This window comes from Pseudomonas asuensis, from assembly GCF_014646755.1.
Lineage (GTDB): Bacteria > Pseudomonadota > Gammaproteobacteria > Pseudomonadales > Pseudomonadaceae > Chryseomonas > Chryseomonas asuensis.
Map to the genome: position 1 here is coordinate 587,185 of NZ_BMNW01000002.1, position 12,426 is coordinate 599,610.

Sequence of the window (12,426 nt, forward strand, 5' to 3'; positions counted from 1 at the left end):
GCAGCTAACCCTGGCTGAAAATTAAACAGCTTCACCCAATCGCTCGAGACGGTAAGCGCCAGAAAGAACGCGCTGCCACCAGGAACGGTTGTTAAGGTACCACTCAACCGTTTTACGCAGACCGGTTTCAAAGCTTTCCTGCGGAACCCAACCAAGTTCTGATTCAATCTTGCTAGCATCAATTGCATAACGCAGATCATGACCTGGACGATCTTTTACGAAGGTAATTAGATCGCGATAGGCTGTAATACCTGCAGGCTTCTCAGGAGCCAACTCTTCAAGCAGATCACAAACAGCTTCTACCACTTCCAAGTTACGCTTTTCGTTATGGCCTCCAATATTGTAGGTCTCGCCTACGACACCCTTGGTTACTACGGTATAAAGCGCACGGGCATGATCTTCGACAAACAGCCAATCACGAATTTGTGAGCCATCACCATATACAGGCAGCGGTTTGCCATGCATGGCATTTAGGATAATGTGCGGAATCAGTTTTTCAGGGAAATGGAAAGGACCATAATTGTTAGAACAATTGGTCACTAGAACTGGTAAACCGTAGGTACGTCCCCAAGCACGAACCAGATGATCACTACCCGCTTTGCTAGCTGAGTAAGGTGAGCTTGGCGCATAAGGTGTTGTTTCGGTGAACAAGTCATCCGTGCCATGCAGATCGCCGAATACTTCATCAGTAGATATATGATGGAAACGGAATGCTTGTTTGGCCTCACTTTCCAGACCAGACCAATATGCGCGAGCAACCTCAAGCAATGTGCCCGTACCCAGCACATTCGTACGAATGAACTCGGCCGGTCCTTCAATTGAGCGGTCTACGTGAGACTCAGCAGCCAAGTGCATAACTACGTTAGGCTTGAAGGAGGCAAATACTTTTTCTAGCGCAGTCTTATCGCAGATGTCAACCTGATGGAATTCGTACCGATCAGACGATGAGACCTCATTCAAGGACTCCACATTGCCTGCATAGGTCAGCTTGTCAACGTTGGCAACGTGACAATCGGTCTCATTAACTAAAAAGCGGACCACTGCAGAACCAATGAACCCCGCACCACCTGTTACCAGAACTTTCATCCTGAACCTGCCTGATAGTTAAACTTCCCGCACGATAGATCCCATAGAGAACTAGCTGCAGAAAAACACATGGAAAACTTACACGACCCGAGCTTTTCGCAGCCTGCAAGCGGCATCATTACACAGCAACAACGTACTGCATGACTCGTCACTGCTTTGTGTTGCGACGAAGACTCGAGTTAAACAGTTTTCCATATGAAAAGTTCCAACTGACAAAGGACGGTTGAACTTTTGTGTGCAGAAGATCAAATTACATCGCTTAAGAATTGCTGAGTAATCCTAGTGAAACCCCAATTATCTCTAGGATCAAGCATCCCGACGGCGCTGAAGGTGGAGCCAGTCTACGATCTCGCCTTCCGGCGCATAGCCGTCGACCGTTTCGCGAAGAAGCTGCCGCAGCCGAGGGTAATCTTCACTGTGAATACAGGCCATCAGATCCATTAGTACCTTGCGATAATTATCCCACGGCAGGTATTTTTCATTAGCTCGCATAATCATTGCATGATCAGTTGGGCTTACGTTATCGCCAATCAAAAGCTCTTCATATAACTTCTCACCAGGCCTTAAGCCAGTGAAGATAATCTCTATGTCTCCGTATGGATTATTCTCTGAGCGCACAGTCATTCCAGACAAATTGATCATTTTTTCCGCTAGTTCAATGATTTTGACTGGCTCCCCCATATCCAGAACGAATACATCCCCACCCTCACCCATTGAACCCGCCTGTATAACGAGCTGAGCAGCTTCAGGTATAGTCATGAAGAAACGCGTAATATTAGGATGGGTAACCGTGACGGGACCGCCCTGTTTAATCTGGCTCCGAAATAACGGGATGACCGACCCTGATGATCCCAGCACGTTCCCGAACCTCACCATGGTAAAGCGGGTTTTATTGACATGGTGAACAGCGTTCTTCTCACCGATAAAGACTGGTGCTGCTTCGTGACTCAATGCTTGCAGGATCATTTCTGAAAGGCGCTTCGTACTACCCATAATATTGGTAGGACGGACAGCTTTATCAGTAGAGATGAGAACAAAGTTCTGTACTCCCGCCTGAATACTGGCCTGGGCAGCATATAGAGTGCCGATGACATTATTGAGGAAGCCCTCAGCAATATTATGCTCCACCATAGGAACATGCTTATAAGCTGCGGCATGATAGATAGTATTTACGCCCCAAGTGTGCAGTACATGTAGCATATGCTCATTATTACGCACAGTTCCCAGTATGGGGATTAAGGTAATTGGCAATGACTCGCGCTGTATACGCTGCTCTAACTCAGCATGAATCGTATACAGATTAAATTCCGATTGTTCGAACAATAAAAGTGTTTGCGGTAACGTTTTGACAATCTGTCGACAGAGTTCGGAACCTATCGACCCACCTGCTCCAGTCACCAGTACCACTTGGCCCCGAATACACCGATCAAACAGCTCTTGTCTGGGAGCAACAGAGTCACGCCCGAGAAGATCGGCAATATCTACTTCCTGGATGTCTTCAACTTTTACCCGTCCGTTAGCAAGGTCCGCAACACTTGGCACACTACGAACATGCAAAGGAAACGCTTTTAACAACTCCAAAATCTCTTTTCGCCGTGCGCGACTAGCAGACGGAATAGCCAGCAAAATTTCTTCGGCGCCAGTATCCTCAATCATTTGTTGAATATGTTTTGGCGAGTAGACCTGAATACCAGCAATCACTCGATTAGCAATTGTTTTATCGTCATCAACGAAGGCTACCGGGCGCATTACCCGCCCCATACGCAGCGCTGCTACTAATTGATTTCCAGCAGAACCCGCACCATAGATAGCTACACGAACAAGGCTTTCCTGCTGCTTAATAAACGGCACAGCCGCATACCAGTCCCCCAAGAAGTACTGACGCAAAGCCAAGCGCAGTCCACCCACAAATAAAAGACTGAGTATCCAATAATTAAATATCATGGATCGCGGCACTATTTCAGGTAGGTCGCGATACCAATAAATCACCAGCGAAAGAATTAAGACAGAAAGGGTGACTGCTTTGGAAATTGCCAATAAAGCATCATTGCCTAGGTATCGCATTACGGCTCGATACATGCCAAACCGAATGAATAAGGGGATGGAGAGGATAGGTGTTACGATGAAAAGCCAGGCATGCCCTCCAAAGGGCTCAATCATTTTGGCCGAGCCGAGGCGGATATAAAAAGCTAACCAAAGCGCAAGCCAAATAAGCAGCAGATCCACACTGACCTGTATTAACCGCTTTGTACGGCGATTCAGCTTGACCAGTCGTTCACGCATGCCATACCTCTCTTAACTACACTCGCAAACGATCAGTTAAGACCGCACCTCTTTTATACCTGCTTTAAAGCTTATAGCTAAAATGAGCAAAGGGATATAAGCGATAGTCAGTCCTAAGAGGCCTGATACATATCCAAGCGTCACTAGAAATGCACAGGGTAGCAACCACAATATATTTATAGCTATGACACTTAATGTCACCACCCTATGGCTGGCGAAATAGCGTGACGCCCATTGATAAGCATGACTCCGATGGGCTTCATAAATCCTATCTCCACGAAATAAACGTCGAAATAATGTCCAAGTTGCATCAACGATAAAAATACCGAGCAAAATCAGCCAAGACCAAAATAACTCGGGCTTCGCCCAGCCAGCTTGAATAGACATCAGCCCCAAGATGATACCTAGAAATCCACTACCTACATCTCCCATAAATATACGGGCAGGCGGCATATTCCAAAATAAGAAACCCAATACGGTACAACCAAGCAAAGCTGGAAGCCAGACAACATCTTGGTTACCGCTTAGGACATATAACAGTACGCCACTAAAGGTTACACATACAGCTTCAGCCCCGGCAATTCCATCAATGCCGTCCATAAAGTTGTACAGGTTGAGCAACCATACTAAATATAAAACTGCAATAGCCTGAGCAAGCAGACCGGGCGTTAAATACAAAAACCCTAGATCCAAAGGAGGCAAACCATTAAGCCAAAAAGCCCCCCAAAACGCAGCAACAATATGCCCTAAAATGCGCCAGCGAGCAGGAACATGTTGGTGATCATCTACAAAACCTATCAGTGCTACAAAAAGGCCGCTACCTAGTAAACCTATAAGCTCACCGGCGGAGATGAGGTCGCTTCTTTCAAATACGAGAAGCGCCAATAGAAATACCAAAACTATAGCTAGCCCCCCTCCACGGGGAGTAGGAACAGTATGAGAACTTCGCGCATTAGGCACATCCATTATTTGTCGAGACAAGGCGTAACGGCGCAGCACAGCTGTTCCCAGCAAGGCGGCTACAATAGCGGCCGGAAAAATCCATAAAACCATTTTAGTTATTTGATTCCAGATAGGCTTGCGCAACTTGGCTTAAAGCTTGGCGGGCTTTATATGGCGGTACCCAGCCTAATATTTTAGATGTTTTATAAATATCGACCTGTAGTGAAGCGCATAATCGAATTGCCAGATCCTTGCGTCCAATACAATGTGCAATGCCAATCAGCCAATTTGCAGGTATAGGGATAAGCCGTGGAGAGCGGGACATACCCTGAGCTAAAGTGCAGAGCAATTCTGTCGTAGAAAGGTCTTCACCATCACTGACTAGAAATACATTGCCAGAGGCGGCAGGATGCTTAATACATAAGCAAATTAAATCAACTAAATTATCCAACGATACAAGGCTGCGTCGATTATAAATAGCGCCTAATGGCAAGGGCACTCCGCGGGCCGTCCACTTCAACATACTTTTGAAGTTTGCCTTTACATCAGGCCCATAAACCAACGGAGGCCGAATGATCACGACCTCCAAACCAGAGCGCTCTCCCAGCTGCAATAACGCCTTCTCTGCTTGCAATTTAGTACGCGCATAGGCATCGGATGGACAAGGAGCATCATCGGCTGTGAACGGCACTCCAGGCTGAGTAAAGTCGCCGTTTACTTTAATGCTGCTAAGAAAAATAAGGCGCTTGACGCCCGCACTTATTGCCTGCTCAGCCAAATTCAGCGTACCTGCTACGTTGACACGATAAAACTCATCTTCAGGCGCATTTACTGACTCCCGCATGACATGAACACGCGCCGCAGCATGGATAATAGTACTAACACCTTCGAAAGCGTCAGCCCAACACGTATCGCCATCAATAGTCCGAACCAGCTCATCGAGGCCCGGACTGTTTCTTGAGCGACGCACAACGGCACGAACAGGTATACCTTGCTGTATCAACTGCTGCACGATGGCACGCCCAACAAACCCGCCGGCCCCAGTGACAAGGACTCCACAAGCTTCTATTTTTGCCACGCTATCTTGCACTGAGCACTCTCTTGACCGCTTCCCTCTACAGCCATCTTACACGAGTAACAAAAGCATCAGTATGGTGGCCAGCTTCGTAGCTCCTATCCACTGACATACCTTTTCGGCAAAAACAAAAAAGCCCAACCGACAGGTTGGGCTTTTTTGAGAAAAGAATGTCTTAAGCGTTTTTAATCGTAGGCTTAAGTGCAGACTCAACCTTAACTAACGCATCGCCCATGTATACAGATGAAAATGTATCACGTTGCACGGAAGGCTTAACGAAAAGCGCCACTATCCAGCTAGCTATAAGGCTTGATACGGCTAGCATTGCATGATCCATTTGCAAAAACGCAAAGCAGGCAGCAACACCGAGCCAAATGAACAGGTAATGACGCATGATGACATCCTCACTAACGTGGACTTCGAGGCCATGGGCGACCAGATGTGAGGATTCTTGCTTAAAGCGAGAGCCATGTCCAATAAAAAAATAAAAAAACACTTGATTTTTTTATAAGTGTCAAATTTACGCTTTCATATTTACTGGAGTCAAAATACAGTCGCATAAAACTGACAGTAGAGCGTACAGATATAGTGCTTATCGCGAGTTATTTACACGTAAAAATTTAAAAAAGCTGATTGCTATTGCTCAATGTAATAGATCAGCTTTTAGTCTAGAACTCGAAAGGACTCATGCACCAGTCAAAGCTCATTCACTCTATCTCTAAGCTCTTTGCCTGGCTTAAAATGAGGAACGTATTTTCCATCTAGCGTCACGGACTCGCCTGTTTTAGGGTTTCGGCCCGTACGAGGCGAGCGGTAATGTAGGGAAAAGCTGCCGAAGCCTCGTATTTCAATACGATCCCCAGTTGAGAGCGCTTGAGCCATTTGCTCAAGCATAGTCTTGATAGCGAGCTCAACGTCACGAGACGAGAGCTGCCCTTGCTCCGAAACTATACGTTCGATCAACTCCGACTTGGTCATGGAATTTTCCTTCTTTTTCAAGCGGCTAGATCATTTTTATTCTTTTAACATGACCGCTTGGCTTTGAAAAGCACACATCCTGCAAAAGCTTACAATAATTAATTCAAGGAATATGACAGCTTTCAATTGGAGAGATTTTTTGAGCAATAAAAAAGGGTGGCCTAAGCCACCCTTTTTCAGAAAACCTAAAGGTTATTAACCCTGGTTTTCCATCTGCGCCTTGATCAGGTCACCGATAGTAGTCGGACCCGCGCTTGGCTCCTGCTTAGTGCTACGCAGGGAAGTCATCGCTTCCTTCTCATCATCAACGTCCTTGGACTTGACGGAGAGGCTGATCACACGGCTCTTACGATCAATGCTGATGATCTTGGCTTCAACTTCGTCGCCTTCCTTCAGAACGTTACGCGCGTCTTCAACGCGATCGCGACTGATTTCGGAAGCCTTCAGAGTACCTTCAATCTCATGGCCCAGAGTGATGATGGCGCCTTTAGCGTCAACTTCTTTCACAGTACCACGAACGATAGTGCCCTTCTCATTCAGAGTGGCATAGCTGGAGAACGGATCATCTTCCAGTTGCTTGATACCCAGAGAGATACGCTCACGCTCAGGATCAACGGACAGGATAACCGTATCCAGCTCATCACCCTTCTTGAAGCGACGCACAGCTTCTTCGCCCGGCTCGTTCCAGGAAATGTCAGACAGGTGAACCAGACCGTCTATACCACCATCCAGACCGATGAAAATACCGAAGTCAGTGATGGACTTAATAGTGCCGGAAATGCGGTCACCCTTGTTGAACTGACCGGAGAACTCTTCCCACGGATTCGGACGGCACTGCTTGATACCCAAGGAAATACGACGACGTTCTTCGTCGATATCCAGGACCATCACTTCTACTTCGTCGCCAACCTGAACGACCTTGGACGGATGGATGTTTTTGTTGGTCCAATCCATCTCGGATACGTGCACCAGACCTTCAACACCCTCTTCCAGCTCAGCAAAGCAGCCGTAATCGGTCAGGTTAGTGACACGAGCCTGAACACGTGTACCTTCTGGGTAACGTGCCTTGATAGCAACCCATGGGTCTTCGCCCAGCTGCTTCAGGCCCAGAGATACGCGGTTACGCTCACGGTCAAACTTCAGAACCTTAACGTCGATCTCGTCGCCAACATTAACGATCTCGGAAGGATGCTTGATGCGCTTCCATGCCATGTCAGTGATGTGCAGCAGACCATCTACGCCGCCCAGATCAACGAACGCACCGTAATCGGTAAGGTTCTTGACGATACCACGAACCTGCTGACCCTCTTGCAAGGACTCCAGCAGCGCTTCACGCTCAGCACTGTTCTCAGCTTCCAGGACGCTACGACGGGAAACGACCACGTTGTTACGCTTCTGATCAAGCTTGATTACTTTGAACTCGAGCTCTTTACCTTCCAGGTGAGCTGTGTCACGCACAGGGCGGACATCTACCAGAGAGCCTGGCAGGAAAGCGCGGATGCCGCTAACGTCAACAGTGAAACCACCCTTGACCTTACCGTTGATAACACCCTTGACCACTTCGTCAGCGTTGAACGCAGCTTCCAGGACCAGCCAGGATTCAGCGCGCTTGGCTTTCTCGCGAGACACTTTGGTTTCGCCGAAACCGTCTTCCACGGCATCGAGAGCCACATGGACTTCATCGCCCACGTTGATGGTCAGCTCGCCTTGTTCGTTGTAGAACTGCTCGAGCGGAACGAGACCCTCGGATTTCAGGCCAGTGTCGACAACTACCCAGTCACCATCGATGGAAACCACAGTACCTGTGATGATGGCACCCGGCTGCATGTCGAGGGATTTCAGACTTTCTTCAAAGAGTTCTGCGAAGCTTTCGCTCATGTTTATACCTGTAATGTTGGGTACACGATGCACCCGATCTACCACATCACCAGCCAATGTGGGGTTCGTTATCAATATCCAGCTGACAGGTTGGGACTGGTTCCTGTCTGCCTTCACCAAATATCCAAAAATAGAATAATCTGGCTGTCATCCTGCTAGGTCACGCTCGGTGGCCAATGCAAGGATGCGGTCTAACACTTGTTCAATCGAAAGATCCGTGGAATCCAGGACAATGGCATCGTCTGCCGGCTTGAGTGGAGCGACGGCTCGCTGAGTATCACGTTCGTCGCGCTCACGAATCTCTTCGAGGAGACCCGGTAAAGTAACACTTTCACCCTTTTTCTTCAACTGAAGATAGCGCCGTTTAGCGCGTTCTTCGGCGCTAGCGGTCAGAAAGATCTTTAATTCAGCATCTGGGAAAACAACTGTTCCCATATCGCGTCCGTCCGCTATAAGACCGGGCGCTTCACGAAAGGCCTTCTGCCGTTGCAGCAATGCTTCACGCACAGCTGGCAGGATCGCCACTTGAGAAGCACCCGCACCTATATCTTCGGTTCGAATGAAGTCAGTGACATCCTCACCCTCTAGGACGATACGCTGACCATGCTCATGTCCTACTTGAAACTGCACATCCAAATATGCAGCCAATGCCTTGAGCGATTCCTCGTTCGTCAAATCGACACCATGATTACGCGCAGCAAAAGCCAGCAAACGATAAAGCGCTCCAGAGTCCAGCAGGTTCCAACCCAGACGCCGAGAAAGAAGCGCTGCAATAGTGCCTTTCCCGGAACCTCCTGGCCCATCGACTGTGATAACCGGAGCAGTACTCATCATACGGATGCCTCTTCTTTCACACGAATCCCAGCCTTGGCTGCCAGCTCAAGGAATCCAGGAAATGACGTTGCAACGTTTGCACAGTCACGAATCCGGATAGGTGCACTCGCTCGCAGTGAGGCTACGCTAAAGGCCATTGCGATACGATGATCACCATGGCTTTCAACCTCCCCCCCACCCATGGGGCCGCCCTCGATCACAACTCCGTCAGGCGTTGGAGTAGCACTTACACCCAGTATATTCAAACCGTCCGCCATGACCTGAATCCGATCAGATTCCTTGACGCGCAATTCTTCTGCCCCTCGCAACACGGTCCGACCGTCGGCACAGCTAGCTGCAACAAACAGAACCGGAAACTCGTCGATTGCCAGCGGCACAAGCTCTTCAGGAATTTCGATTCCCTTTAGCTTGGCTGAACGTACACGCAGGTCAGCAACAGGCTCCCCGCCCACTTCACGCTGATTCTCAAGCGTGATGTCACCACCCATCAAGCGCAGGATATCGATGACACCCGTCCGCGTAGGATTAATACCGACATGCTCGAGAACCAATTCAGAATTCTCCGCGATGCTACCGGCTACCAAGAAAAACGCGGCCGAAGAAATATCAGCTGGCACCTCAATACGATTAGCAGTCAGCTTAGCGCCTGACCCCACTTTCGCTACGTTACTCTCTACCGTCACCGGATAGCCGAAGCCTTGCAACATGCGCTCTGTATGATCACGAGTCGGTGCAGGCTCCTTGATCGAAGTTTCTCCCTCCGCATACAGCCCTGCCAGCAGTAAGCAGGATTTTACCTGGGCACTGGCCATGGGCATGTCGTAATGGATACCTTTAAGGCGCTGACCACCACGAATGATCATTGGCGGCCGCCCTTCCTCTGCCGTTTCGATGACAGCCCCCATCTCACGTAACGGGTTAGCCACACGATTCATGGGCCGCTTGGAGAGTGAGGCATCACCTGTTAAGGTGGTATCAAATGCCTGAGCAGAAAGAATGCCAGACAGTAAGCGCATGGAAGTACCTGAATTGCCAAGGTACAGCGGACCTGCAGGTGCCTTCAGACCATGCAGACCCACGCCATGAATAGTTACGCGCCCATTATTCGGCCCTTCAATGACAACCCCCATATCACGGAAGGCCTGCAAAGTAGCGAGTGCATCCTCACCCTCAAGGAATCCTTCAACCTCAGTCGTGCCCTCTGCCAGGGAGCCCAGCATGATCGAACGATGAGAAATGGATTTATCTCCAGGCACACGGATACGCCCAGACAGAGAGCCACCTGGATTGGCGATATAGGTCAAGTCTTTAGTTTGCATAGCGTCCACATAGGCCCGACGGGCCAGTATTTTGCCAAAATGCTCTCGGGCAACCCGGGCGCGGGTAAAGACACCCAGAAGATGGTGCCCATCTTGTGTAACGACAGCCTGGCGCAATGCATCCAGATCGTCGCGAAATGTGTCCAGCGTGCGTAACACTGCTTCCCGATTAGCCAGAAAAATATCGTGCCACATAACGGGATCACTGCCGGCTATACGAGTAAAGTCTCGAAAGCCCCCAGCAGCGTAACGGAAGATCTCAAGGTTTTCACTGCGCTGAGCGAGCGAATCCACCAGTGTAAAAGCCAACAAGTGAGGCAAATGGCTGGTGGCGGCTAGCACTTCGTCATGATGATCGACTGCCATGTACTCAACGTCAGCACCCAATGTTTGCCAAAGCAGATCAATCCTTGCGAGCGCTTCAGCATCTACTTCATCCAGTGGCGTCAGGATAACCTTGTGCCTTTTGAATAGCTGACCGTTAGCGGCTGTCACGCCGCTTTTTTCGGAGCCTGCGATTGGATGGCCCGGAACGAAGCGGAGTGCTTTACCAGCAAATGCTATCCTGGCTGCACGAGCAACATTGCCTTTAGCACTGCCCACATCCGTCAATACGGCACGGTCGACATTGATAGATGCAAGCTCTGCAAGTACCCGTTCCATGGCAAGTATGGGTACAGCGAGTTGAATGACATCAGCACCCTGGCAGGCAATGGCCAGTTCTGATTCAGAACTGTCAACCACGCCCAACTCAACCGCTAACCGCCGTGTTTCAGCATCTCGATCAACACCTACCACCTCACGAAACAGGCCGCTTTCTTTTATGCCCTTGGCAAACGAGCCACCAATCAACCCAAGCCCTACAACAACCAAACGATCAAACAAGGGTGCCTTTTGTAAATCAACCACGGGCTAACACCTTGGCGAGCGCCCCCAGGAAGCGACTGTTTTCATCTTTGGTCCCAATGGAGACACGAAGGAATGTTGGCATGCCGTATCCTATAACAGGACGCACAATCACACCCTCCTCCAGTAGTGCTTGATAGATCGGTGCAGCTGGCCGCCCAAGATCAACAGCAATAAAGTTTCCCTTGGAAGGAATCCAGGAAAGCTCCAAATCTTGAAAGCCTCGCTCCAACTGAGCCATACCTTCGTCATTGGCCTGACGGCTTCTTTCTAAATACTCCACATCATCCATAGACGCGCACGCTGCAGCTAATGCGAGGCTATTGACGTTGAACGGTTGCCGTACGCGATTAAGCACATCAGCTATCTGCACAGAAGAAACAGCATATCCCACTCGTAGTGAGGCCAAGCCGTATGCCTTGGAGAACGTACGTGAAATCAGAAGATTGGAATGGCTCGCCAGGTAACTTAAACCATCTGGCAACTCGTTACCTTCGGCATACTCAATGTAAGCCTCATCAAGCACTACCAGTACGTGCTCCGGTACTGCCTTTAGAAAGGCAGCTAAGGCTTGTGGACCAAACCAAGTCCCTGTTGGGTTATTTGGATTAGCTAAAAAGACAATGCGCGTATTCTTGTCGATGGCTTTGAGCATCGCATTCAGGTCATGCCCCCAACTTACGGCTGGAACTGCACGACCCTCGGCGCCAACAGCCTGGGTAACCAGAGGATATACGGCAAACGCATGCTCACTGAAAACAGCATTGAGACCCGGCGCAAGATAAGCACGAGCAGCTAACTCGAGAATATCGTTAGAACCATTACCTAGCGTTACCTGCTCAATGCTAGCGGCACATCGCTTAGCGATTTTCTGCTTGAGCTCAAAGCCATTGCCATCAGGATAGCGTGTCAGCTCGGCCAGCTCAGCCTTGATTGCTTCAATCGCCTTGGGGCTAGGACCCAATGGATTTTCATTGCTAGCCAACTTGACGATACGCTGAGGGTCTAGACCTAGTTCACGAGCCAATTCGTCAACTGGCTTACCGGGAACATACGGTGAAAGTTTCTGCACGCCTGGCAGGGCTTGCGCTAGAAAATCGCAGCTCATTGTGACCTCATAATGGC

General features: G+C 49.2%; 10 protein-coding genes. All 10 read right to left on the bottom strand.

Annotated features, from left to right (window positions below):
• Positions 1-21 precede the first annotated feature (21 nt).
• The 10 genes from rfbB to hisC all read right to left on the bottom strand — a co-directional run bounded on the left by rfbB (position 22) and on the right by hisC (position 12,409).
• Positions 22-1,086, bottom strand: a complete 1,065-nt coding sequence (rfbB, locus tag IEX86_RS06485; protein WP_188865295.1) for a dTDP-glucose 4,6-dehydratase — start codon at positions 1,084-1,086, stop codon at positions 22-24.
• Positions 1,087-1,392: 306 nt separating this feature from the next.
• Positions 1,393-3,369: a polysaccharide biosynthesis protein gene (locus IEX86_RS06490; protein ID WP_188865296.1), complete on the bottom strand. Its 1,977-nt coding sequence runs from the start codon at positions 3,367-3,369 to the stop codon at positions 1,393-1,395.
• Between the two features lie 36 nt (positions 3,370-3,405).
• Positions 3,406-4,422, bottom strand: coding sequence for an MraY family glycosyltransferase (locus IEX86_RS06495; protein ID WP_188865297.1), 1,017 nt, complete (start codon positions 4,420-4,422; stop codon positions 3,406-3,408).
• A 1-nt stretch (position 4,423) separates the two neighbouring features.
• Positions 4,424-5,401, bottom strand: coding sequence for a UDP-glucose 4-epimerase family protein (locus IEX86_RS06500; protein ID WP_188865298.1), 978 nt, complete (start codon positions 5,399-5,401; stop codon positions 4,424-4,426).
• 160 nt (positions 5,402-5,561) lie between these two features.
• Positions 5,562-5,780, bottom strand: coding sequence for a hypothetical protein (locus IEX86_RS06505; protein ID WP_188865299.1), 219 nt, complete (start codon positions 5,778-5,780; stop codon positions 5,562-5,564).
• Between the two features lie 302 nt (positions 5,781-6,082).
• The gene (ihfB, locus tag IEX86_RS06510; RefSeq protein ID WP_019365163.1) at positions 6,083-6,364 is read right to left on the bottom strand and encodes an integration host factor subunit beta; all 282 of its coding nucleotides are present in this window, start codon (positions 6,362-6,364) and stop codon (positions 6,083-6,085) included.
• Positions 6,365-6,559: 195 nt separating this feature from the next.
• Positions 6,560-8,242 (bottom strand): 30S ribosomal protein S1, encoded by a 1,683-nt coding sequence (rpsA, locus tag IEX86_RS06515; protein ID WP_188865300.1) that lies wholly within the window; start codon positions 8,240-8,242, stop codon positions 6,560-6,562.
• Positions 8,243-8,389: 147 nt separating this feature from the next.
• Positions 8,390-9,076 (bottom strand): (d)CMP kinase, encoded by a 687-nt coding sequence (gene cmk, locus IEX86_RS06520; protein ID WP_188865301.1) that lies wholly within the window; start codon positions 9,074-9,076, stop codon positions 8,390-8,392.
• Positions 9,073-11,304, bottom strand: a complete 2,232-nt coding sequence (locus tag IEX86_RS06525) for a bifunctional prephenate dehydrogenase/3-phosphoshikimate 1-carboxyvinyltransferase (protein ID WP_188865302.1) — start codon at positions 11,302-11,304, stop codon at positions 9,073-9,075. Before IEX86_RS06525 ends, cmk begins: the two co-directional genes overlap by 4 nt.
• Positions 11,297-12,409 (bottom strand): histidinol-phosphate transaminase, encoded by a 1,113-nt coding sequence (gene hisC, locus IEX86_RS06530; protein ID WP_188865347.1) that lies wholly within the window; start codon positions 12,407-12,409, stop codon positions 11,297-11,299. Before hisC ends, IEX86_RS06525 begins: the two co-directional genes overlap by 8 nt.
• Positions 12,410-12,426 lie beyond the last annotated feature (17 nt).